Here is a 22,875-nt window from a genome sequence, read left to right as displayed (position 1 = left end):
TGTGATGAAGCGACAGAATGAAAAAATTACTGCAAGTCGGCAGGCCGGTGCCTATCACCATGACAGGGGCATGGTTTGTACAGAAAAAGACTCCTTTTCCAGCCTGCTGCATATCTGCTGGGTTGCAATACCCGCACTGCTTCTGATTATCGGGGGCTGTACAACCGTAGGAAACGGTTCGATTGGAACCGTCTGCATAAGAATCAGCGATGAACGGCACAATCCGGTAACCGATGCGGAAATCATCCTGATCACAGAGCGCCGCAGTACTGTGATCGGCCGAAGCGACTGTTACGGAAGGGGAGAGCTTCCGGGTGCATCGGCGGGACCGAAGCTCAAGATTCTGATCCGACACCCGGATTTCGTCGATCATCCGGAAATGATTCCCAATCCCGGTAGTACAGACTGCAGTGCGGTGTTCATTACACTTGAACGGATCAGCGATCGGGTGCGCCGGCTCTACAGGCAGGAGGAAGAACAGGGAGATCTGTCCCCTGCCGAAAACCCGCAGGATGCTCCGGCGATCCCTCGGTTCGCGCCCCATTACCGGCTCTCTCCCAGGGAACGCTATTTTCTCGCCCTGCTTCAGCTGGGCTCAGAAAATTACCAACAGGCTCAGCTGTGGGCGTCTTCGGTGGAAGTTTCCTGTGATGAACTGAGTGCGTTCAAGGCAGCTGTCGACCGGATTCTCCAGGCACAATAAACCGGTAACGAATGATCTAAAGGAGGTTTCCCGGTGAAACACATATCAGTTATGCGGAACCCCGAATATCAGAGGGGATTCAGCTACATCGAACTGATCGTCGTACTGGCGATCATGCTGATACTCGGCGGTGGAATCAGCGTCAGTTCCAGGGGTTTTATCCACTCCGCACGAAGAGTGAGCGCACGAAATCAGATCGAGACCTACAGACTGGCCTTGAGTAAATACCATTTTGACTGCGGGACGTACCCCAGTGATGAACAGGGGCTGGATGCGCTCTGGGAAAAGCCTTATCTCTACCCGGTACCCGAATCCTGGTCAGGACCCTATCTTGAAAGAAAGCCGGGGGAGGACCCCTGGGGCCATGAGTTCATTTACCGCAGAGCGAATCGCTACAATCTGCCCTTTATCATTATCTGCACCGGTGCCGACGGCAAAGAGGGGGGAGAGGGCGAAAATACGGATATTTTGTCATGGGAATAACAGGAAAACCGAGAACAGGCGGCGATTGCAATTCAGGATTTGCCCTGCTGGAAGCCCTGGTACTGCTGCTGATATTCACCCTGATTTTAGGCACTGCTGCGGAGCTTCTGAATCAGCTCATAGAAGCGGAGCAGAGGCTGAAACAGCTCCGGCATGAAGAGAAGCGCTCCGTCAGCCGTTCAGCTCCTTTTCCTTTTCCTCAAGCATTCGATACTCCCGCTCAAGATCACTCAGATAGTGGTTGATCTCCCCTGTCTGATTCCGAAGGGCATCAACCGGAGGCAGCTCCTGAAGTTCGGGGGTACGTCTCATACGTACCAAGTCCAGCTGGAGCTGACGCAGAGAGTTTATGGCACTGCTGAGTTTCGCCTTCAGCATCTGTTGCTGCTTCTCCAGTTCATAATAGGAGTTCTGCTGTTTCTTTACTGATTCTATGGACTTTTCAAGTTCAACCTTCAGATCGGGATTGCCGGTTGCCTCATGCTGTTTCTGCAGATCAAGCAGTTCACCCTCCAGATTGGTCATGGGTATGGCTTCCAGGGTCTTATTTATCTCCTGATCCTTGCGGCTGAGCTCAACCACCTGGCTTACATATCCTTCCAGAACCTGTTCAAAATCCTCTCCCAGATGACTCCGGTCTTTCATCCCGGAAATCTGAGCCAGGACGGCAGCTTTCAGATTCTCGGCCTCCGCTTCCATGGGACTTTGAAAACTGGTGGCAATCTGACTTTCATGACTGAGTTTAAGCCGTTTCGCGTTTTTCAGCTGGGAGACGGGCACATTCAGCGCAGCCAGTTCCTCCAGGGTTTCCTTCTCCCTGTGTTTGGCTGCAGGAAGATGACTGAACACACCGATTGACATGGCGGCAATGGGAATCAGAGACCATGGCACCATGGGACTGGTGATAATATTTATCCCGGCCAGAAACAGGGACGTTGCAAGGGTGGACATAAGATGTCCGCCGAATTTGTTCCGGTTTCGGTGGAGCTTCCTCAGCTTTTTCAGCTGCTGCTTGTTCAAAGCAGGAAGAGCCTGAAGCTCCCTGGCTTCCTGACGCTTCCTTCGCAGACCGCTCCAGTGGGTCAGAAGACCGATTCCCCACCCTCCCGCGGGAAAAAAGAACCAGGGAAATGCGGCCCCGGTGAACGCCCAGATAGCGATGAGCCCTCCGTTCACCGAAAGATAGGATCCCAGGTGGCCGCGGAATTCCGATTCCATTTTTTTCAGACTCTTGTTGGTCTGGGCTCGGTATTCCTGTATCAGCTGCTGATCCTGCCAGCTGTCATATGGAGTATCCAACACCCGGTCCCAGGCCTGTTCAAGTTCCCGGTCACGTTTTTCATCTTCACTTGAGCCCCTGCCTTCAGGGATCACCACACCATGACGCCTCCCGTAGGAGGAATCGGGATATTCCCGACCCATAGGCTCCTGACGGCTCCGTCCGCGGCCCCGCTCAAATTCCCGGCCGAGTTCATGGGCCATTTCTCTGCCGGCCCGTCCGAATTCTCCCGCAGCTCTTCGAAGATTATAGGGGAACTCACTGGGATCGGGGGATTCGTAGGGTGAAGTTCCGCTGCCGGCTGCTGATCCCGGTCGGTTTCCCGGAGACGCAGGCTGTGAGCCTGTTGATTTAGCCAGAAAACCTTTCCGTACCATGGAGTCCAGCATGTCATCAATTTTTCTGCCACTGTAGCCCAGGTTTGTACGCACCTCGTCCACGGTGAGTCTTCTGCCCGCCTGTTTAATCTGGGCCATCACCAGGTCTTTCACCTCTTTTTCACCTATGGAAGGCGTTTCCGCCGGAGCGTTCTCTCTGAAAGCAGCGGGTTTTCGGGGATGCTCTTCCCCTGCTTGTGACACTGCCTGCTCCGGTGCACCGGTTTCGCCTGCTCCGGTCCCCTGGGAGGCTGCATCTTTGCCGGTTTCGGACTTGGGACGGGCATCTCCATTGGTTGCGATTTCATAGGCTCGGATCTCTCTGCTGATATTTTTCAGCTTTACCGCCCCAAGCTCTTTTATGGGAATTTCATCGATTTTGTTGTTCACCAGATTAAAAACATCCTGGGAAATACAGATACGCCCGGGGTTACAAATACTTTGAAGACGGCTTGCAATGTTGATACCTTCGCCCAGGGCATCGTTTTCATAGAAATATATATCCCCAAGGTGGACACCGATCCTGAGGATAATGGTGAAGTCGGGATTTTCCCTGTTCCGTGTTTCAAGATCCTGCTGAATGCGGATAGCGCAATTTACCGCGTTAACGGTATTGGGAAAGTCAATCAGGAACGCATCGCCGATGGTCTTTATTATGGAACCACGGAGATCTTCTGTATGTTTCCTGACAATCTCATTATGATACTCAAGGAGTTCAAGGGTTTCTTTTTCGTTCTTCTCCATCATCCTGCTGAATCCGACAATGTCGGTAAACATGATGGCTGCAAGACGGTACTCTTTCGGGTTCATACAAAAGATGGTAAGTATTGATCAAGGCTTAGTCAACCAAAGGCGGCAGATATGGCAAAAAAGGCAGTCAAATATTTCGAATGCAGCAGCTGCGGACATCGCGAACCAAAATGGAGCGGTCGCTGCACTTCCTGCGGTGAATGGAACAGTTTTGTTGAGAAACAGCCGCCCCGGAGTCAGACATCCGGCGGAGGAAGCATGGGCGGAGGGAAAACCGCCGCTCCGGCACCGGTAAAACTCTCGGATGTGGAAAGCGGTGAGGGAAGACGAATCTCATCGGGAATGAGTGAGCTGGACCGTGTTCTGGGAGGAGGCGTAATGGGCGGTTCATCCGTTCTTTTGGGGGGAGAACCGGGAATCGGCAAATCAACCCTCATGCTCCAGGCTGCCGGTGCATATTCCCGGGGCGGATCAGTTCTCTACATCTCAGGGGAAGAGGCCCAGTCTCAAATTAAAATGCGGGCTTCCAGACTGGGTATTCAAGGCGACCGTATCAGCCTTCTTTCGGAATCATCGGCGGAATTATGCAGTCAGGCGATTCATTCCCACCGGCCCGGAGTGGTAATCGTAGACTCCATACAGACTCTGGGCACCGAAGAATCCTCGTCTTCCCCGGGCAGCCCGAATCAGGTAAAGCATTCGGTACAGATTATCAGCGAGGCAGCCCGGGAAGTAAATGCCTGCGTATTTTTTATCGCCCATGTTACCAAGGAAGGAGCCATTGCAGGCCCCAAACTGGTTGAGCATCTGGTGGATGCGGTACTTTACTTTGATCACTCCCAGGGCGAACTCAGGTTCCTCCGGGCGAGCAAGAACCGCTTCGGCTCCAGTGACGAGATCGGTATTTTCACAATGGATGCCCAGGGGCTGCAGGAAGTGGGTGATCCCGGCCGCCTTTTTCTCAGTGAAGCTGAAGAGCTGCCGGCAGGAACCGCCATTGTCCCTGTGTATGAAGGAAGCAGAATTCTTATGGTGGAGATTCAGGCATTAACCGTCCCCGGGAAGGGCGGTTTCGGCAGAGTATACTCGGATATGATAGATCAGCGCAGAGTGAACCGTGTTGCCGCAGTACTTGAAAAGCATGCAAACCTCAGGTTTTCCGACCAGGACGTGTACGTAAATGTTGCAGGCGGTATCCGCATTCAGGATGTAGGCACCGAACTCGGGCTGGCCATGGCCCTCTACTCAGCCAGAACCGGTATGCCCCTGCCGGCGGCAACGGCCTTTTGCGGGGAAATCAGCTTATCCGGACAGGTGAGAAGCATCAGTCATCTTCGCAGAAGGATTCAGCAAGCCGGGGAACTGGGGTACGGCCGGATAGTCGCCCCCACCCGGGACGCCTCCAGAAACAATCGCCGGATGCGGCGCCGGATGATAGGGCGAGAAGCCGTGAAGCACCGGTTGTAAGGGTGAAATCCATATCAGAATCCGTAAAGGCTGTCTTGGGGAGCAGCTGAGTACGCCGGGAAGCTGCCGCCCTCAGAAATGGATCAGGGAAAAAGCAGGGGCAGTGCGATGAATGTCCCGATGGATGAACCCAGGGATGAGAAGAAAAACACCAGGAGAACACGGGTAATCCTGTTCCGGAAAAAACCCCTGAAAGTGGTAATATCATCACCCAGCTGTTCAAAATCCTGTACTCTGGGTTTTCTCAGCAGAGCTTCAAGCATGCCCGTTACAAACCCCACGCCGATGGTGGGGTTCATACTGGTGACCGGAGCGGCAAGAAACGAGGAGATCACGGTAACCGGATGCCCCAGAGCCAGGGCCGCACCCAGAGCGGAAAGAGTGCCGTTCACAAGAATCCAGCGAAGGAGACTCTGAAGCCCCCTTCCCATCCTTTGGTGATAAACCCGGATATAATCAAACCGGCTATTGCAGCCACCAGCAGCCAGGGGAGGCTCTTACTGATTATCCCCCGGGGAGGCACCTTGGAAATCTCTTTCAACTCCGCCTCTGAGCTTTCTCCGGAAGATGTGTTTTCCTGCTTCTCCAGATCATCCAGCTCAAGGATCTTCCGGACCATTCCCGGTACATGTCCTGCTCCCACAACAGAGAGAACTTTTTCCCGGCCGTTCATTTTTTTCCAGCTGTTGATGGCCAGATAATGATCCCGTTCATCGATGAGCACCTGCTTAACCGAAGGGAGAAACTCCGCCATTTCCTTCATCATGTCATCCAGGGCACTGCGCTGTTTCAGACTCTCAATGGCGTCCTCATCGAGTTCTTCTCTGGAAAATGCCGATCCGATCAGGACGGCAAGAATCTTGTTCTTTCCCCAGAAACCGGTCTTTCTCCATGCCCGGGAGAGGGTCATCTGAATGTCCCGGTCAATCATGAATTTCGTTATACCCAACTCATCCGCCGCCGCAACAGCAGCACGCATTTCATCGCCGGGTTTGGTTCCCAGATTGAGTCCCAGACGTTTCTGGTATGCTGACAGCACCAGATTACTCAGAAGGAGAAACGTCTTTTTCTGTCTGATAATCTGAAAGATATCCAGGTTTTTCCAGCTGTTTTCCTGATTCAGGGATTTATAGCGGTTTTGATCCAGCTCAATGCACACTGCTTCAGGATTTTCATCCCGGATGGTCTGATCAACTTCTCTGGCGCTGTCTTCTGATACGTGTGCAGTTCCCAGAATTACCAGTTCGCCCCGGCTGGTGGAGATCCGTGTGATGGTATCTCCATTTTCGACAACCCGGGGATCCCTGGTAACGGCATCGTCTTCAACAGATGCCTCCGGTTCATGAGTGTTTTCTGAGTTCTGTATCTTCGTTTTATGGGCTGTTTTCATGTATGTTCTGCTTTTTTCTGTTTTCTGTTTTTTCCGGCAGGAATTTGTAGCATATCGGCATTGAAAAGTATACTCATATGCCCGGCGTTCATTCCTGGCCGGGTTTTTCGGGTTCTCCCACTTCTATCTGCTGCCCCATGGCTTCAATAAATCTGTTTCGAAGGGTTTTTTGTCCGGGAAAGAGGTCTCTGGGGATATTTCCGCCCCCCATGTGGACATGTCCGCCGCCGTAACCCACACCCCGCAATGCTTTTCTGATTATCAGGTCGGAGGGACGCATCAGATCCTCGCTGCGCACAGAGATCCGGTACTCATCCCGGTCGGGAACCAGGACAACCACGAAGCGGATCTCCTGAAGCCCGAGGAAAAAATCTGCGGTTATGGCCATAACTTCCGGGCTGCATTCCTTTTCCACCGGTACAAAGGCAAAGTCATCAGCCACCTCACAGGAATTGATGGCTTCCCGGAATACCTGCAAATCCTGAAGGCTCAGGCTGTTTCTCAATAATCTGCTGCCGGTTTCCCAGTCGCCCAGAAAAAAGAGTTCGGAAAAGGCTTTCATATCCGGCCTTGTAACGCCCCGAGTCATAAAGGCAGTATCCATCATGAGCCCCATGAGCAAAGCCGTGGCCACATTCCGCTCAAAGCTGAGCCCGGATTCATGGTAATAGTCATAAATGATGGTGGAGCAGGAACCGATCTCTTCCCGGATATCAAAAAACGGGGTGGTCGGCTTTTCCGGAGGACTGTGATGATCAATAAGACCGATAATTTCGCCGGGAAGTTCACTCACGTTCCGGTTGCCAACAAAACCGTCTACTATGATCAGCTGATCATGATCGGATATTTCTATGTCACCGCTGGGTACCAGAGGGATTTCCAGCTGCTCCACTGCAGATGAAAGGGAATTGCTCTCAATTCTCCCGGTATAGCAGAGTTCCACTCTGAAATCCCTGGGTTCCAGCAGACGCATGAGGCCGAATCCGCTGGCTACCGCATCATGATCAGGGAAATCATGAACCTGAATCACCACCCGCCTGGAAGGATCCAGGCTTGATACAAGTTTATTGAGATAATTCATCGATTAACCATGTACGCACCACGCCTTCGGGTGTGCCTTCCAGCCGTTCCTGTTCCTGGGAATTCAAAAGCGCAAGAGCGGTACTGATCTGCCCGCGCTGAGCGTATCGGAGTGCCGTGAAAAACTGGGCAAGAGCCTTTGTCTGCATATCTTCCTCCTGCTGGATCTGACGGAGAAGGCGGGTATCCACACCATCGATGAAAAACCTTCCCACAAAGTAGAAAAGATCATCCCTGGAAAATTCGCCGAGCCTGTCCTCAAGATAGCTTCGTCCGGCACCTGGTGACTGGGCAAATCCGGCGGCGGCGGAAAACAGAATCAGCGAACCTCTTGCCTTCTCCTCCTTCCACGCCTCATCCAGGAGTCTGCCTGAATTCTGGTGATTTCCGCGAATATATTCAAGGGCTCCCAGATAGCTGTAGGCAGGATAATAATCCGGGCGGATTTCCAGGGCCTGTTCATAGTCGGCTGCTGCATCTTCATATTCACCGAGAAATGCCCGAACCTGTCCTCTGTAGGCGTAATTGAGGAAAACCCCGGGGATACGCTGGATTGCACGGCTGAAATCCTGCTCTGCTGCTTCAAAATTTCCGCTTCGGGCATTCATTCTGCCCCTGTCCAGATAGTTCCATCCGTTTTGCTCATCAAGATCAATAGCCCGGGTCATATCTGCGATAGCTCTGTCGTAATACCCCTGTTCCACAAAAGCCCGGGAACGGTCCACATAGCTATAGCTGTAATCAGGATCCACGTCGATGGCCCGGCTGAAGGCCGATATTGCATCCTGGCTTTTTCCGTTTCTCAAATAGCTGTTGCCCAGCCCCTGAAGGGCCACAAAATTGTCGTCTTCAGTTTCCAGGGCTTTTTGAAACCGCTGTTCAGCCCGGTCATACTGTTCCTTCTCAAGCAGGATTTCACCAATTCCGGTGTTGGCCTGCACATTGGTTTCATCGGCCTGGAGAGCCCGAACCAGAAGGTCCTCTTCCGCTTCACGTCTGCCCCTGGCCCGTTCAATGAGAGAAAGGCTGACAAGGGCATCCGCCCTGTCTTCGTCGGAGAGTTCCCGGGTGGACGAATTTTCTGCTGATGCACCTTCGGCGGAATCAGTATCACCGCTACCATTCAGCAGCTCCCTGAGCATGGTTTCCGCGGTATCCAGTTCACCTGCTGCAATCTGCAGACGGGCAAGAAGGATCCGGCTTGCAGGATCATCCGGGTCATCCAGTTTTGCCTGCTCGTATGCCTGAATGGCCTCCCGGGGATCCCCCAGAAGAATGGCTGCGCTCATGCGGTCATACACTTCTATATCATCTTCGAATCCGTCCTCGGCCCCGGGGGACTTTTGTTCAGAGGAACCGCCTTGAGGCACGGTTGCACAGGACAGTAAAAACAGACTTGAGAGGAGGATTATTCCTCCGCGAATCACTGGTTGAAATTTCATCTGTGGTATCATACTGCCCAAGTCCTGTTTAGGCAAGATTTCTTGATTTAGGGGGGGCAGGCTGATACACTCCCCTCTATGAAGAGACAACTGCATATGGGTGCCTTTTTTGCACCTGTGCTTTATCTGGGCATTATCGCCGGGCTTGTGTTCCTCCAGTTCTCCGGCGGAAGCATTTTTACCGAAAATTTCGGCAGAATCATGCTCAGCGGAACCCTGAACCTGGAAAATGATGCCGAACAAGGCGAGCTGGCCTCTGTTATCGTGGAATTTGAAGGCATTCAGTTCGCCTTTGACAGCGATAACCCCCTCATACTTGAAACTCGACAGAACACCAGAGAGGAAACACGTGTTTCCGGCTACCGGAATCAGGATGAAGGCCTGACGGTGTTTTTTGACAACGGTACAGAGCTGATATTCCAGCATGATGAGGAGGGGGATCAGCTAAGCATCAATACTTCAATCCCCTCCCGATACAGCAGTCTCATGAGTCTGCGCATTCCGTTTATGCTGAGAACCGGAGCATCGGGTAATCCAACAGAGAATTTTCCCGGCCTGGATGTCAACAACGGAGGGGAGCGCTACATTCTCGCCCTTCCTCCCCGCTCCTACATCAATCAGGAGCAGAACCTGCTCAATATTCCGGGGGACGGCCTGAACCGAAACATCCGGTACACCCGCAGGGCTGCGGGTAATGAAAATGTATTTGAACTGTGGTTTGAAAACCAGATGGAAAATATCCCGCAGGATCTGTATCAGACTGAACTGAACGACTACATAGACCGGGTATATCTTGCCTGGAAGAGCAATCGCTACAATTCCACCCAGGGCACCTGGGATATGCGTGAGGGCAGTCCCCGCTTCTCGGAAGAAATACTGGTGAATGTTCTGGCTGAGGCCTGGGAACGGGAAGAATATACACGAGTCTACAATGAGATGCGCAGTGCAGCAGATATCTTCCCCCTGGAACTCAGCTACCGTTCATCGGTCTTCCTGGGAAATCTGCGGAAAATCACCAACGATCTTGATGCCGCCGATCGCCAGGAAAGCATCCGGATCAGAAACATGATCAATCAGGGCAATGCAATGGTGTACCTCACCCCCAACCTGTTCCGCTACGCAACCGACAGAGGCTCTGACAATCTGCTTCCCAACCTTGTGGCGTTCACCGAGAGCCTTGCACCGGCAACTCTGGCTCCGCTGGAGGCATTGGGGCTGGCCATGAACTACTATCTGGGGGACTTTCCCGATAATGAGGTTCGCCAGATTCTCAGCCGTTTCGAAGGCATTCTCGAAGAAAACATCATGCCGGAAATTGTGAAAGTGGATGAGGGGTTCTTTTTTGTCACCGAACCGGGAATTGCCAACAGCTACTACACCATTCTTACCGGTCAAACTCTCATCGCTGCCGGCCAGGAGAAGGGTAATGAGCAGTTCATCAGCCTGGGTAGAAACATGGTGCTGTCGGTACTCAGACTCGGAGATCAGATGGGATTTCTGCCCTCACAGATAGAACTCACTGCCGGAGCTATTTCCGCAACCCAGGGCACGACAAACCCGGAAGAGATCTATCCGATTATTTCCGACAACCCGTATTATCCCCGGCATATCAGTCTTGCCCAGTATTTCGGCAACGGAGCCTGGGCATATACCATCATGAACGACTATGAAATTATCAGTCAGCCCGGCGAATTCACCATCAACTTCGATAATACGCCCAACCGTACCCATTTCATGTTCTTCCGGGGCATTCCCGGCATCGATCCTCTGAACGGAATGGAACTGTTTGGAATAATCTGGAGAAATGCGCCGGACTTCGAAATTTACAGCAAAGGCCGTTATTACAATGCTGACAGCAACACGCTGATGATTAAGTTTTTCGATGACGATCCGAATCAAACTATCAGGCTTTTTTATCAGTAGATTATATCAGCAAACACATTCTCCCGTCTGTCTGAGGACCGGCGGGAAGGTGCCCAATTCATTGTGAAACCACAGGAGAACCCGACATGCATAGAAATCCCATACCATTCGAATCCATCAAGGAAAAGACTCATTTTTATTTTCTCCGCCACGGTGAAAGCGAGGGCAACCGCAAACGGATGATTCAGGGGCATGTGGATCTGCCCCTTACTTCCCTGGGAAGAGATCATGCCCGTTCCGCCGGGCTCTATTTTCAGGAAAAAGGCCTGGATGCCATCTTATCGAGCCCCCTTTCCAGAGCACTGGAAACCGCTGAAATCGTTGCAGGCCACAATAATGTGGATGCCGGGAATATTATCAGGCGGGATGCCCTGAAAGAATTGGATACGGGCATTTTCTCCGGACTCACCTTTGATGAGATTCAATCACAGTATCCGGAGGAATGGAACTCGTTTCAGCATCACAGCTGGGAAGCGGTACCATCGGCAGAGCGGCTTCATCAATTAATGGAACGGGGATTTTCGGTGTGGAATGAAATGATTGAACTGGCAAATCGGGGAAACAGAAGAATTCTCAGCGTCTCCCACGGAGGGCTGATTCAGTGGATCTACAAGCTGAGCTTCTCCGATCGCTGGGAAAACTGGCTTCCGGTCATCAGAACCGGCAACTGCGGCATTTATCATCTTGCTGTGACCCCGGTTCCCGGTGATGAAAGCACCCAGGGGCCGGGGTATTATTCCGAATGGGTCAGAATTAACCACCTCCCGTACTGAACCACCCGCCGTGCGGGCGGTTCAGACAGGATGACGGACAATCAGTTGTTCTTCAACATTTCCAGCAGGGACCGGGAATTCAGCCCCAGCGCCTGAGCAGCTTCTCCTCCCGGGGCACTGGTTCCGAATCCGTCGATAGCCAGGATTCGTTTCCTGCTTCCTGTGAGCCCTTCCCATCCCATGGAAACCCCGGCTTCCACGGCAAAAACTCTCCCGGCCTCGGGAACTATGCGTTCACGGAATTTATCATCCTGCTCATAAAAACGCTCCCTGCAGGGCATGGAGACAACACGCACCTGAAATCCCTGGCCTTCATACGTTTTGGCTGCGTCCACGGCCAGGTTCACCTCTGAACCAGTGGCCACGATCACCGCAGGAGCAGGATGGCCGTCGGCAGCCTTTTCCAGAGCCGAATCAAAGCCTTCAGACTGGTGGGCCACATAGGCTCCCCGCCTGAAATCCTTCTCCCAGTCCTCAGGCTTGGGAAAAACCGTAAGCCCCTGTCTGGTGAGGGAAAGAGCCGTGGGACCGTCCAGGCGAAGAAGAGCTTCCTTCCATGCAGCGATGGTCTCCTGGGCGTCCGCAGGACGGTACAGCTGAAGGTTGGGAATGGTTCTCAGCGCAGTGGCCTGTTCCACCGGCTGATGGGTGGGCCCGTCTTCTCCCACAAACACCGAATCGTGGGTGAACACGTAAATGACCGGAAGATTCATTAATGCGGCAAGGCGGATGGCCGGCCGCATGTAATCGCTGAAAACCAGAAAGGTGGCAGCGTATACTCTCAAACCGCCATAAAGAGCCATTCCGTTTGCCACAGCGCCCATGGCATGTTCGCGAACACCGAAATGGAGATTTCGTCCCAGAAATGCATGGGGGCCGAAATCACCTTCATCCTTGATCAGCGTATTATTCGAAGGCGCCAGGTCAGCAGAGCCGCCAATGAGATTGGTAAACCGGGCCGCCAGACTCTGTATGGCGGAACCGCTGGATTTCCTGCTGGCTTCCGAATCGCCCACCTCGTACTGGGCAAAGCTGATATCTTTCAGATCATCTTCGTGAATTTCACTGTGCCACTGTTCCCATTCCGCAGCAAGTTCGGGGTTCGCCGAGGCCCAGGCGGCGAAAAGCTCATTCCAGTCGGCCTCAGCCTTCTGCCAGCTCTTCCGTTTTTCCGCAAAATACTCCTCGACTCCCGGGACGATGTGAAAATCCTCATCGGGCAGACCGATATTTTTCCGGAATGCCGTTCGCTCATCTGCGCCAAGGGCTGCGCCGTGCACTCCGGCGGTACCCGCCTTATTGGGAGCCCCTTTTCCGATGGTAGAGTTCAGGATAATCAGACTGGGTTTTCCTTCCTCTTTCTGAGCTGCATCAAGAGCCTTATCCATGGCTGAAAAATCATATGCATCGATTTCCTGCACATGCCAGCCCAGTGCCTTGAATTTTCCGGCGCTGTCCTCTGAATAGGCAAGCTCGGTGTCTCCCTCAATTGATATTTTATTGCTGTCATAAAACGCAACGAGCCGTCCAAGCCCCAAATGACCGGCGAGACTGGCAGCTTCAGTGGATATTCCCTCCATCATGCAGCCGTCGCCCAATAGGGTGTACACATAATGGTCAATAATCCGGTGTTCCGGAGTGTTGAACTTCTCCATGCTGTGAGCCTGAGCCATGGCCATTCCCACGGCATTTGCAAAGCCCTGTCCCAGGGGACCGGTAGTGGTTTCAACACCGTCGGTATGTCCGAATTCAGGATGACCGGGAGTGAGGGAATTCAGCTGACGGAAATTTTTCAGCTCTTCCAGGGGAAGTTTGTATCCGCTGAGATGGAGAAGGGAATACAAAAACATGGAACCGTGTCCCGCAGAAAGAACAAAACGGTCTCTGTTCATCCAGGAGGAATTCCCGGGATTATGATTCATCCGCTCTCCGAACAACCAGGCTCCGAATTCCGCCATTCCCAGGGGCAGCCCCGGGTGTCCGCTGCTGGCTTTTTCAACCGCATCCGCAGAAAGCGCCCGGACAGTCTTTGCAATTTTTTCAAGACTCTGTATATTCATGCATATCCTCCGTAAAAAAATGCTTTTTATGGTGATACAATTTCCAAAATCAAAGATTTTGAAATTGCTGGGACGATGGAATTGTGATTACCTCCAGCAGGTATGATCCTGATTTCGCCCGTTTTCTGTGACTCTGTTCCAACAGATATTAAAAGAGTCTAAGAATAGCGTATCTTTCAACAGGTTGTTAACTGATGGAGAAAACTTTCCTGCGGAAAATACACCAGCTTAATTTTACACGCACCTGTAAAGGAGAATAAATGAATCAGGACAAGAGTACAATACGAATTGCCGTTCTGCCCGGGGATGGTATAGGTCCCGAAGTGATGGCGGAGGCGGAAAAGATCCTTTCAAAAATCATGGATGATGATGGAAAAACGTATGAGCTTATCCACGGTGATGTGGGCGGAATAGCCATAGATAATCACGGTTCGGCACTGCCCGGGTCCACTCTGGATATCTGCCGGAATTCACAGGCCATTTTGTTCGGAAGTGTGGGGGGCCCCAAATGGGAAGGTCTTCCTCCGGAACAGCAGCCCGAGCGCGCAGCCCTGCTTCCGCTGCGGAAAACCTTTGGTCTCTATGCCAATCTCCGTCCGGCCGTAATTTTTCCCCAACTCCAGGACGCATCTCCCCTGAAAAACGAGGTTATCGGTACGAATTTCGACCTGCTGGTGGTGCGGGAGCTCACCGGGGGAATCTATTTCGGAGAGCCCAAAGGCAGAGAGAACGACAGGGCATTCGACACCCTGGTATACACCAAGGATGAAATACGGCGCATTGCCAGAGTGGGCTTTGAAACAGCAATGAAACGGAATCGGAAGCTCTGCTCAATCGATAAAGCCAATGTACTCACATCAATGGTGATGTGGAGGGAGGTGGTGAACGAAATGGCCGGGGATTATCCCGACGTAAGCGTATCTCACATGTATGTGGATAACGCAGCCATGCAGCTGGTGAAAAATCCCGGTCAGTTCGATGTAATACTCTGCGGCAATATGTTCGGAGATATTATCAGCGATGAAGCAAGCATGATTACCGGCTCACTGGGAATGCTCCCCAGTGCCAGCCTTGCGGACGGAAGCTTCGGGCTCTACGAACCATCCGGAGGAAGTGCGCCGGATATTGCGGGACAGGGCATTGCAAATCCCATTGCCCAGATTCTCAGCATGGGCATGATGCTGAAATACAGCTTCGGAATGAACGAAGCCTACAGCCGCATTTTCGCCGCAATCAGTAAGGTTCTTGATCAGGGATTCCGTACAGGCGATATTATGAGCAAGGGCTGCACCCGGATCGGAACCGCCGAAATGGGCGACAAAATTCTGGCCGCCCTGTAAGGCCGGCGGGGTCAGCTGTGGCGGCTGCGAAGCACCTCCACGGCGTCCCCGAATTTCATTCCCCGCTGAACAAAAAGCACCATCATATGATACATCAGGTCAGCCGCCTCGGAGGCAAGCTCCTGATTGTCACGGGCCAGAAGCAGCTCCACCGCTTCTTCGCCGGTTTTTTTCCGGATCTTCTCTTCCCCCTTCTCAAAGAGGTGGGTGGTGTAGGATCCCGGAGGCATCTCCTCACGGCGACGCCGGATTGTCTCTTCCAGTCTGCGGAGAAACATTCCGTATTCCCCGTACGATGGGTCTTCCGGGTCTTTTTCAGCTCCCGCTGCAGAGCCGGTAACGGGCTCGTTTTCTCCGGAACCCTGCACATCCCCGGCGTCTGTCATTTCAGCCGTTTCCGTCCCTTCCCCCGGCGTCTTCTGAGCGGCGTCGGCGGGAGCAGGATCAGTATCAGCTGATATTTCCCGGGAAATAATTTCGTAGTAGCCGTCCCTGTGCCGGATTTCCTGAAAACCCCGGATGCGGGGAGCCGGTAACAGCCTTCCGGTTTTTCCGTCCAGAAGCCATGCTTCCTGCCGCTCTATGCTCTTTCGGAATCCTTTTTCATTGCTGATCCCTGTGCCCATCAGCTCTCCCCGGGAATTCCGGATGAGTACCGGCAGAATTTCACCGTCTTTGGGATTAAACATCTTCCCCCCCATTCTGATACAGCATAATTGCTTCGGCCAGGGAAATACTGCCTTCATACAGCGCCTTGCCGATAATCACCCCTTCTATCATTGGGATATTTTCCGCACCGGGATTCGCTGCGGCTGCTTCGGCCACATCACGACAGTCGCTCATACTTCCCATCCCGCCGGATACCGTTACAGGAAGGCCGGATGCCTCGGCAATGTGGAGGGCCCTCTGAATATCAGGTCCCTTGAGGGTACCATCCAGGCTGATATTGGTATAAATGATTCCTTTCACCCCCAGGTCTGCCATGGAGGAAGCCAGAACATCATCCTTCACACTGGACCCGTCCTCCCAGCCGGCGATTTTTACTTCACCGTCCCTGGCGTCTATACCGGCGATAAAGTCGGCGTCGTAACGCTCAATCCAGCTGCGCACCATTCCCGGGTTTTTCACAAGCAGGGTACCCACCACCAGGCGCCGGATGCCTGCATCCATCAGCTCCCGGATATCCTCATCACTTCTGATGCCACCGCCCACTTCCAGAGTCATCTCTGTTGCTTCGGCAATGCGGCGGATCTGCTCCCGGTTATGCTTTTTTCCGGAAGGATCTCCGCCCTTCCAGCGGGCGGCATCCAGATCCACCACATGGAGATGCCTGGCACCCTCCGACTGGAATTTCAGGGCGGTCTCCACCGGATCCCGGGAGTAGCTTTTCACCTGATCATAGGATCCCTGATACAATCTGACGGCTTCACCGTTCAGAAGGTCGATAGCCGGTATAATATTCATAGTACCCTCCATTGTAGTTCGCTGTTGGCAAGGAATGGTACCACCCCGTGGTACTCCGCCGGAACCTTCCAGGGGGCATTTTCCAGAATGAGTTCACCCCGGTTTTTCTCCAGACCGTAGAAGTCGGCGCCGTGTGCTGAAGTGAAGTCCTGAAAGAGCCGGGTATTCTCTTTATCAATTGCGCCCTGTTCCAGAAAAAACTGGAACAAGGCAGGGATTGCCACAGGCGCGGTATAGGTTCCTGCGCAGCCGCAGTCGCATTCCTTGTCCCCCCGCTTGTGAGGCGCGCTGTCGGTTCCCAGGAAAAAGCGGTGACTTCCGGAAAATGCGGCATCCACAAGCGCTTTCTGATCACCGGGTGTTTTCAGCACCGGTTTGCAGAAAAGATGGGGGTTCAGCATCCCCCCCAGAAGATGGTCCAGATTGCGCATCAGGTGATGAACCGTCAGGGTTCCGGCAGTTCTGTCCCCGAGCTCCTGTACCGCCTGGATTCCCGCTTCAGTGCTGATATGCTCAAGGACAATTCTCAGCCGTGGAAAGTTGCTGCGGATATCCCTGAGTACAGGAAGAAAATCCTTTTCACGGTCCAGAACAAAGGAGTCCGGCTTCTCTCCGTGAATGCACAGTACCAGATCCCGGTTCTGCATCTCATCAAGTACAGGGAATATGTTTCTGTGATCCGCCACGCCGTCCTCGGCATTGGTTGTGGCTCCCAGAGGGTAATACTTTCCCGCGGTCACCCCGCGACGGAACATCTCTTCCAGCTCCTCTCCGGTAATATCACCGGAGATCTTAAACGTATAGAGAGGCTGAAAGTCCGGGAGATCTTCGCCTGCCCGGCTGATTTCCTGCTGATACTCCCTGAGCCTGGCGGGGTTGTTTACCGGTGGAAGCGTATTGGGCATAATGAGCGCCCGGGCGAAACTTCCTGCGGCATCTGCAAGATAGGCCGGCAGATTGGGGCCCTGGCGCAAATGAATATGAAAATCGTCTGGTTTTCGAATGCGAATCATGGCACTATATTATTAGAAACGGAGGCTTTATGAATAGAGAAAACTCAATGACTTTCAGCTCCTCGGCAGTAATGTCCAGGAATCTGATGCGTAATGTGTATATTTGGATGACCCTTGGTCTGGCGCTTACCGGTGTGGTTGCCTGGGGAACTGCCCAGAACACCCAATTGGTGCGCACGCTGGCTCAGAATAACGGCTTTCTCATCCTCATGCTTGTGGAAGTGGGCCTGGTGTTCTTCATCTCTGCACGGATTATGCAGATGTCCCCCATGACGGCAACCCTTACCTTTGCCGGATATTCGGCCCTCAACGGGGTTACTATCTCGTTTATCTTCCTTGCATACACCCAGCAGTCCATTGCCACAACATTTTTCATTACAGCGGGAATGTTCGGGGCCATGAGCATTTTCGCCTTTGTAACCCGTAAAGATCTATCCGGCTGGGGCTCCTACCTGTTTATGGCCCTCATCGGTGTAATCATTGCATCCTTGGTGAATTTTTTCCTGAATAGTCAGGCACTCAGCTATATCATCAGTTATGTGGGTGTTCTGCTTTTTATGGGGCTCACAGCATACGACACCCAGAGGATCAAGCGAATGAGCGATGCCATGGGAGAGAACATGAGCGAGCCCGATTATATCAGGCTGAGCATCATGGGGGCATTAAAGCTCTACCTGGATTTTATCAACATGTTTCTCTTTCTGCTGAGAATTTTCGGCGGCAGACGATAATGCGGCGGCAGCAGATCATCATGCGGCAACAGACGATGTCGCAGCGGCAACACAAGGTGGGGAAATACCTCTTTTGAATAAAATCGATGAGCTTCTGGAGAACATCAATTACTCCCACTTCACCTACCGCATAGAAAAACTGAAGGCCGTCCCGGAATCCGAAAGTCCGGTTCTCAAGGGGCGGCCTCTTCGTACCCTTTCACATGACGAAGTACAGAGCCTGGAAAGACAGGGTAACGTATGCCATGACTGGTCGAGAATCCGGGTGGTAGAGGATTTTTCAGCAGCCTTCATCACCCAGAATCTATTCATTGGCGATGTGGTTCTTGGGTATTTTGACGGACGGATGATCTGCAATCAGGAAAGTGCGGGCTCACTCCCCTCAGGTATTCACCGCAGCACCATTGAAAGCAGTCACATTGCCAGCGGAAGTGCGGTACATAACTGTCCCAGAATTTTCGCCACACTGGTAGTGCGTGACAGCCTTCTGAGTAACTCCAGCACCGGACTCACCGCAGGTTCCCGGGGAACCCTGTACGGGAACGGTGTGAATATTCCCGTGGGAATCGAGACCGGCGGCCGTGAAATATCCCTGTACTCGGATTTGAGTCTGGAACTTGCCGAGTACGTGCTCATGCACCCCGGTTCAGCTGCCGTGGAAGATGCGTATGGAACCCATTTGTCCGAATATCTTGAACGCATCAGATTCAACTGGACCATCATCGATAAACATTCCCGGATTCTGGACTGCCGCTCTATTGTGAATTCCTATATCGGCCCCTACAGCCGGGTTCTGGGAGCCGATGAGATTTCCAACAGCAGCATATTTTCCACCAGCAGCGATCCCAGCGTGGTTACCAACAGCAGCATTATCCGCAATTCAATTCTTCAGGACGGAGTGGAGGTGAGCGATGCATCAATCATCCAGAACTCCATGCTGTTCGAGCACAGTCACGCCGAGCATCACGGGAAAATTGTGGATTCCATCATCGGCCCAAACTCCGGCGTGAGCAAAGGGGAGATCACCAGCTGTTTCCTGGGTCCTTTCGTGGGATTTCATCACCAGAGTCTGCTCATCGCCGCGTTCTGGCCCGGCGGACGGGGAAATGTGGGGTACGGCGCAAATGTGGGGAGCAATCACACTTCCCGTATGCCCGACCAGGAGTGCTGGCCGGGAGAAGGCATGTTCTTCGGTCTCAGCTGTGCGGTTAAGTATCCGGCGAATTTCCGCAAAGCCCCCTACTCCATAGTTGCCGCAGGGGTTACCACGCTGCCCCAGAAACTTGAATATCCTTTCAGCCTTATAAACGAACCGGTGGGATACTTTCTGGAAGTACCGCCGGGATTCAACAACCTGATTCCCGCCTGGGGCCTGTCGGCGAACCTCTACTCACTCAAGAGAAATGAAGCCAAATACTACAAGCGGAACAAAGCAAGGCGGAACCGGTTTGACCTGAGGGTCTTTCGTCCGGAAATCCTGGAATATATGCGGGATGCGGTGGGAATGCTGGAAAATATCCGGGAACGGAAAACCATATATCTTCCGGGCGATATTCCCGGAATCGGGAAAAACATGCTCACCGACGAGAACCGTCTTAAAGCCATTGAAGCCTACCGATTCTTTCTGGATCTGGTTGCCTTCCGTGAAGAACGCGAAACGATTCTCGCAGCCGGTTCAGGCAGCGGGGGTGCCGCTGCCCGGAACAGGACTGGGAAGGAATGATGCTGAGAATGCAGAGACTGAAGGATATGCTTCCGGATATTCTCAGGCGAACCGAAACATCCCGCTCCAGGGATATCAGCCGCGGCTCGGACATTATCCCGGATTATCCGCAGACTCATCCTGCGGTCTCTGAAGATGGTTTTGTGCTCCAGGTCCGCAGAGAAATTGAAGAGGAGCTGGAGCGAACCGACAAGGCCATTCAACTCATCAACGGCACATGATACCCTGCTGAATATCCTGATTCTGCTTTGCATACGCTCCGTTATTGGATACTTTACCCCCTATGGAAACTTCTCCGGCAGCACCCGATCAGGACATTTCATCGCTTCTGGATTCCTCGAATATTTCCTGGAGCTGGGTCGCATTCAGCGCACTGGACAGATATTACCGGGGCAGAAACCGGGCCACCTCTTTTGGACAGGTGCCCCGGAGCATTCCCCATGAAACAATTCTGGTTCACGGCGATCTTCCTGATCTGGCGAAGACAGGAATCCCCCTTGAATTTCCCGGCATTGAAGGTGTGGATGCCGCAGCATGGAACGGCCGCGGAAGAAGCTGGTTTATATTCACCGAGGCTGAGGAAAACATCCGCGAAATGCCTGAAGATGCCAGTCAGGCAATAGAAGCTCTGTTCGGGTTCCCTGGAGAAGTACCGGGAATTCTGAATGCACTGCACCGGCCCCGTCATTTCCATTTTCCCGGAAACTATCACTGGATCAAGGACCGTTCATTTGTATCGGCGATTCGCAGCAGGCTCGCTGAACTGCACAGCCCTATGAGTTCTACACCTCCTGAACTGAGGGTTCTGTTCTCTGCAGCCATCATCTTGTCCAGATACGGAACAGGAGCCGCCCGTTTCTCCTCCAAAAGGCCTCTTGCAGACTCCCTCTCCTGCCCTGATATTGGGGATTCGGGGGAAAAGCAGGAGTATATTCAATCTCTGGAGTCGGAAGCAGGCAGGCTGTCCCCTGAATACATGAGAGTCTGCATGGAATTGATCCTCAGCGGACCCGCGGCGGACCTGGGACTTGATCTGCTCCACTGTGCGGGGGTGTTTTCCATGCTATTTCCCGCCCTTGCAGATATGGACGCCACAGAGCAGGCCAAGGATCACCATCCCGAAGGCAATGTGTGGCGTCACAGTCTTGAAAGCATGAAATACCGTAAAACTCCGGATCTCCGGCTTGCCTACGCTCTTCTGCTTCATGACGCAGGAAAGCCGGACGCCAGACCCAAAAACGGAAAACGTTTCCATAACCATGCCCAGCTGGGCGGAGATATTGCAAAAAAGCTGTTGGCAGAAATCGGCGTGGATCAGCAGACAATCGAAGATACGGTGTGGCTCATTGAACACCATATGTATCCGCCGGCTCTTTCCAGGCTGCCGGACAGAATGAGGGATCCGGTAATGGCTGACCCTCGTTTCCCCCTTTTGCTGGAACTGTACCGTTGCGACATCAGCGCGAGTTTTTCCGGACCCCAGCGCTATTATCAGGCATGCGATATTTATAACCGATACCGGAAAGACCGGGGACTGGGGAAATGGAGGGGAGAGACGCTCTCAGACCAGTTTTGAGCGGAGATATCCGGAAAGCTCTTCCAGAGTATTCCCCAGAACATCCGCTTTTTTCTCTTTTTTAAGGGACTCGGCCAGCCTGGAAGGCATGGGAGGCTCTTCGCCGCAGGCTTTCCTGCTGACTTCCGAGAATTTCGCCGGGTGCGCCGTACCCAGACTGATAACATGCCCGGGCTCAGTACCCTGCTCTTTCAGAAAGCGCTCTGAGGCAAGAATTCCCGTTGCGCTGTGAGGACAGAGAAAAATTTCCTTATCGTCATGAAACCGCTTCATTGTGGAAAGAATTTCCCCGTCATCCACAGCCAAGCCCCGCACCATTCGATCCATCTCCCCATGTCCGTCACGGAAGAGAGCCTGAAGTCGTTCAAAGTTGCTGGGGTTACCTACGTCCATGGCATTGGCATAGGTGTGTAATGAAGCCCTGGGCTTGAAAACACCCGTCTGAAGATATTCCGGAACCACATCGTTCAGGTTGGTCGCTGCAATAAACCGATCCACAGGCAGCCCCCAGCGCCAGGCGAACGCACCTGCTGTGAGGTTGCCGAAATTTCCGCTGGGCACGGTGAAATACAGCTTGCCTTCCAGCCGTTCCCGCATGCGGGCATAGGCATACACATAGTAAAAACTCTGGGGGATCAGTCTGCCCAGGTTAATGCTGTTGGCGCTGGTAAGAGGCAGTTCCTTCTGAAGAACCGGATCGGTAAACGCTTCCTTCACCATCCGCTGGCAATCATCAAAGCTGCCTTCAATTTCCAGGGCATGAATATTCCCCCCAAGGGTGGTGAGCTGTTTCTCCTGGCTGGGACTCACTCGGCCGCTGGGGTAGAGGATTACCACATCAATCTGCTCCCTCCCGTAAAATGCCTGGGCAACTGCCGAACCCGTATCGCCGCTGGTGGCGGTAAGAATTACCGCCCGCCGGCTCTTGCCTTTGAGGAAATATTCCATCACCGTTGCCAGATACGAAGCACCAAAATCCTTGAACGCACAGCTGGGACCATGATACAGCTCTAGAAGAGAAATTGAATCTTCAATATCTATCAGTCCCGGTGAAAAGGGAAAAGCGGATTCCGCAATTCTTTGAGCATCCGCCGGCGGAATTTCCCCGGGAAAAAGAGCCGATGTAATCCGGGATGCGATCTCAGTAAACGGCGTGGCTGCATCGAACGCCTGAAACAATTCAGAAAGATCTGCATGCTCCACCGGGTGATACAGTCCGCCGTCCGGTGCCAGTCCCTGAAATACGGCATGTTCGAAGCTGACCTCTGTATTCTGATTACGTGTTGATGCAAATTTCATGG

Annotated in this window: 20 protein-coding genes; 10 read left to right on the top strand and 10 right to left on the bottom strand. The window is 52.9% G+C overall.

Going from position 1 to position 22,875, the window contains the following annotated elements:
* The first annotated feature begins 4 nt into the window (after positions 1 to 4).
* Together L21SP2_RS00445 and gspG are read left to right on the top strand one after the other, a co-directional pair.
* Entirely contained in the window at positions 5 to 703 is a 699-nt protein-coding gene (locus L21SP2_RS00445; protein ID WP_024266469.1) for a hypothetical protein, read from the top strand.
* Positions 704 to 736: 33 nt separating this feature from the next.
* The gene (gene gspG / locus L21SP2_RS00440; RefSeq protein WP_024266468.1) at positions 737 to 1,186 is read left to right on the top strand and encodes a type II secretion system major pseudopilin GspG; all 450 of its coding nucleotides are present in this window, start codon (positions 737 to 739) and stop codon (positions 1,184 to 1,186) included.
* Between the two features lie 171 nt (positions 1,187 to 1,357).
* Here gspG and L21SP2_RS00430 read toward each other — a convergent pair whose 3' ends face one another.
* On the bottom strand, positions 1,358 to 3,652 hold the full coding sequence (locus tag L21SP2_RS00430; RefSeq protein WP_024266467.1) for an adenylate/guanylate cyclase domain-containing protein: 2,295 nt from the start codon (positions 3,650 to 3,652) through the stop codon (positions 1,358 to 1,360).
* 51 nt (positions 3,653 to 3,703) lie between these two features.
* Between L21SP2_RS00430 and radA the strand changes: the two genes are divergently transcribed.
* Entirely contained in the window at positions 3,704 to 5,059 is a 1,356-nt protein-coding gene (gene radA, locus L21SP2_RS00425) for a DNA repair protein RadA (RefSeq protein ID WP_024266466.1), read from the top strand.
* 83 nt (positions 5,060 to 5,142) lie between these two features.
* Here radA and L21SP2_RS18715 read toward each other — a convergent pair whose 3' ends face one another.
* The 4 genes from L21SP2_RS18715 to L21SP2_RS00410 form a co-directional block, all read right to left on the bottom strand.
* Positions 5,143 to 5,451, bottom strand: coding sequence for a hypothetical protein (locus tag L21SP2_RS18715; protein ID WP_244437938.1), 309 nt, complete (start codon positions 5,449 to 5,451; stop codon positions 5,143 to 5,145).
* Positions 5,448 to 6,449 carry a TraB/GumN family protein gene (locus tag L21SP2_RS00420; RefSeq protein WP_244437937.1) on the bottom strand — a complete coding sequence of 334 codons (1,002 nt, stop codon included), beginning with the start codon at positions 6,447 to 6,449 and terminating at the stop codon, positions 5,448 to 5,450. Before L21SP2_RS00420 ends, L21SP2_RS18715 begins: the two co-directional genes overlap by 4 nt.
* 88 nt (positions 6,450 to 6,537) lie before the next feature.
* Positions 6,538 to 7,530, bottom strand: a complete 993-nt coding sequence (locus L21SP2_RS00415; protein WP_024266465.1) for a DHH family phosphoesterase — start codon at positions 7,528 to 7,530, stop codon at positions 6,538 to 6,540.
* Entirely contained in the window at positions 7,514 to 8,971 is a 1,458-nt protein-coding gene (locus tag L21SP2_RS00410; protein ID WP_041400937.1) for a tetratricopeptide repeat protein, read from the bottom strand. The genes L21SP2_RS00415 and L21SP2_RS00410 overlap by 17 nt, the downstream gene beginning before the upstream one ends.
* A 78-nt stretch (positions 8,972 to 9,049) precedes the next feature.
* On the opposite strand from L21SP2_RS00410, the gene L21SP2_RS00405 reads away from it, so the two are divergent.
* Both L21SP2_RS00405 and L21SP2_RS16545 read left to right on the top strand, forming a co-directional pair.
* Positions 9,050 to 10,894: a hypothetical protein gene (locus L21SP2_RS00405; protein WP_169730397.1), complete on the top strand. Its 1,845-nt coding sequence runs from the start codon at positions 9,050 to 9,052 to the stop codon at positions 10,892 to 10,894.
* A gap of 86 nt (positions 10,895 to 10,980) precedes the next feature.
* Positions 10,981 to 11,667 (top strand): histidine phosphatase family protein, encoded by a 687-nt coding sequence (locus tag L21SP2_RS16545; RefSeq protein ID WP_024266462.1) that lies wholly within the window; start codon positions 10,981 to 10,983, stop codon positions 11,665 to 11,667.
* A 41-nt stretch (positions 11,668 to 11,708) separates the two neighbouring features.
* Here L21SP2_RS16545 and tkt read toward each other — a convergent pair whose 3' ends face one another.
* Positions 11,709 to 13,727, bottom strand: coding sequence for a transketolase (tkt, locus tag L21SP2_RS00395; RefSeq protein WP_024266461.1), 2,019 nt, complete (start codon positions 13,725 to 13,727; stop codon positions 11,709 to 11,711).
* Between the two features lie 260 nt (positions 13,728 to 13,987).
* On the opposite strand from tkt, the gene leuB reads away from it, so the two are divergent.
* Complete coding sequence (gene leuB / locus L21SP2_RS00390) at positions 13,988 to 15,067, top strand: 3-isopropylmalate dehydrogenase (protein ID WP_024266460.1); 1,080 nt, start codon at positions 13,988 to 13,990, stop codon at positions 15,065 to 15,067.
* Between the two features lie 11 nt (positions 15,068 to 15,078).
* Here the strand turns inward: leuB and hisE are convergent, their stop codons facing one another.
* The 3 genes from hisE to pyrC are packed head-to-tail and all read right to left on the bottom strand — an operon-like array spanning position 15,079 to position 17,544.
* A complete protein-coding gene (gene hisE / locus L21SP2_RS18710) occupies positions 15,079 to 15,756 on the bottom strand; it encodes a phosphoribosyl-ATP diphosphatase (RefSeq protein WP_024266459.1) in 678 nt (225 codons plus the stop codon).
* Positions 15,749 to 16,531: a 1-(5-phosphoribosyl)-5-[(5-phosphoribosylamino)methylideneamino]imidazole-4-carboxamide isomerase gene (gene hisA, locus L21SP2_RS00380; RefSeq protein WP_024266458.1), complete on the bottom strand. Its 783-nt coding sequence runs from the start codon at positions 16,529 to 16,531 to the stop codon at positions 15,749 to 15,751. The genes hisE and hisA overlap by 8 nt, the downstream gene beginning before the upstream one ends.
* The gene (gene pyrC / locus L21SP2_RS00375; protein ID WP_024266457.1) at positions 16,528 to 17,544 is read right to left on the bottom strand and encodes a dihydroorotase; all 1,017 of its coding nucleotides are present in this window, start codon (positions 17,542 to 17,544) and stop codon (positions 16,528 to 16,530) included. The genes hisA and pyrC overlap by 4 nt, the downstream gene beginning before the upstream one ends.
* Before the next feature lie 29 nt (positions 17,545 to 17,573).
* Here pyrC and L21SP2_RS00370 point away from each other — a divergent pair, with 29 nt between their 5' ends.
* From L21SP2_RS00370 to L21SP2_RS16535, 4 genes are all read left to right on the top strand, one after another.
* The gene (locus L21SP2_RS00370) at positions 17,574 to 18,275 is read left to right on the top strand and encodes a Bax inhibitor-1/YccA family protein (protein WP_024266456.1); all 702 of its coding nucleotides are present in this window, start codon (positions 17,574 to 17,576) and stop codon (positions 18,273 to 18,275) included.
* Between the two features lie 73 nt (positions 18,276 to 18,348).
* A complete protein-coding gene (locus L21SP2_RS00365; protein ID WP_024266455.1) occupies positions 18,349 to 19,998 on the top strand; it encodes a DUF4954 family protein in 1,650 nt (549 codons plus the stop codon).
* 8 nt (positions 19,999 to 20,006) lie between these two features.
* Complete coding sequence (locus L21SP2_RS00360; RefSeq protein WP_024266454.1) at positions 20,007 to 20,219, top strand: hypothetical protein; 213 nt, start codon at positions 20,007 to 20,009, stop codon at positions 20,217 to 20,219.
* Positions 20,220 to 20,281: 62 nt separating this feature from the next.
* Complete coding sequence (locus L21SP2_RS16535) at positions 20,282 to 21,574, top strand: HD domain-containing protein (RefSeq protein WP_024266453.1); 1,293 nt, start codon at positions 20,282 to 20,284, stop codon at positions 21,572 to 21,574.
* Here L21SP2_RS16535 and thrC read toward each other — a convergent pair.
* Positions 21,560 to 22,873: a threonine synthase gene (thrC, locus tag L21SP2_RS00350; protein ID WP_024266452.1), complete on the bottom strand. Its 1,314-nt coding sequence runs from the start codon at positions 22,871 to 22,873 to the stop codon at positions 21,560 to 21,562. The genes L21SP2_RS16535 and thrC overlap by 15 nt on opposite strands.
* Positions 22,874 to 22,875: the final 2 nt, after the last annotated feature.

It is taken from the genome of Salinispira pacifica (assembly GCF_000507245.1).
Taxonomy (GTDB): Bacteria; Spirochaetota; Spirochaetia; order DSM-27196; family Salinispiraceae; genus Salinispira; species Salinispira pacifica.
Note: the sequence above shows the minus strand (reverse complement) of the source record. Positions and strands in the feature narration are given on the sequence as shown.

Excerpts from the sequence above, each read along its gene's own strand:
- leuB (WP_024266460.1), top strand. The coding sequence starts at position 13,988 with ATGAATCAGGACAAGAGTACAATACGAATTGCCGTTCTGCCCGGGGAT.
- L21SP2_RS16535 (WP_024266453.1), top strand. The coding sequence starts at position 20,282 with ATGGAAACTTCTCCGGCAGCACCCGATCAGGACATTTCATCGCTTCTG.
- L21SP2_RS00360 (WP_024266454.1), top strand. The coding sequence starts at position 20,007 with ATGCAGAGACTGAAGGATATGCTTCCGGATATTCTCAGGCGAACCGAA.
- L21SP2_RS00370 (WP_024266456.1), top strand. The coding sequence starts at position 17,574 with ATGAATAGAGAAAACTCAATGACTTTCAGCTCCTCGGCAGTAATGTCC.
- L21SP2_RS00445 (WP_024266469.1), top strand. The coding sequence starts at position 5 with ATGAAGCGACAGAATGAAAAAATTACTGCAAGTCGGCAGGCCGGTGCC.
- L21SP2_RS00415 (WP_024266465.1), bottom strand. The coding sequence starts at position 7,530 with ATGAATTATCTCAATAAACTTGTATCAAGCCTGGATCCTTCCAGGCGG.
- radA (WP_024266466.1), top strand. The coding sequence starts at position 3,704 with ATGGCAAAAAAGGCAGTCAAATATTTCGAATGCAGCAGCTGCGGACAT.
- L21SP2_RS00420 (WP_244437937.1), bottom strand. The coding sequence starts at position 6,449 with ATGAAAACAGCCCATAAAACGAAGATACAGAACTCAGAAAACACTCAT.
- L21SP2_RS16545 (WP_024266462.1), top strand. The coding sequence starts at position 10,981 with ATGCATAGAAATCCCATACCATTCGAATCCATCAAGGAAAAGACTCAT.
- L21SP2_RS00410 (WP_041400937.1), bottom strand. The coding sequence starts at position 8,971 with ATGAAATTTCAACCAGTGATTCGCGGAGGAATAATCCTCCTCTCAAGT.
- L21SP2_RS00430 (WP_024266467.1), bottom strand. The coding sequence starts at position 3,652 with ATGAACCCGAAAGAGTACCGTCTTGCAGCCATCATGTTTACCGACATT.
- tkt (WP_024266461.1), bottom strand. The coding sequence starts at position 13,727 with ATGAATATACAGAGTCTTGAAAAAATTGCAAAGACTGTCCGGGCGCTT.
- thrC (WP_024266452.1), bottom strand. The coding sequence starts at position 22,873 with ATGAAATTTGCATCAACACGTAATCAGAATACAGAGGTCAGCTTCGAA.
- L21SP2_RS00405 (WP_169730397.1), top strand. The coding sequence starts at position 9,050 with ATGAAGAGACAACTGCATATGGGTGCCTTTTTTGCACCTGTGCTTTAT.
- hisA (WP_024266458.1), bottom strand. The coding sequence starts at position 16,531 with ATGAATATTATACCGGCTATCGACCTTCTGAACGGTGAAGCCGTCAGA.
- hisE (WP_024266459.1), bottom strand. The coding sequence starts at position 15,756 with ATGTTTAATCCCAAAGACGGTGAAATTCTGCCGGTACTCATCCGGAAT.
- pyrC (WP_024266457.1), bottom strand. The coding sequence starts at position 17,544 with ATGATTCGCATTCGAAAACCAGACGATTTTCATATTCATTTGCGCCAG.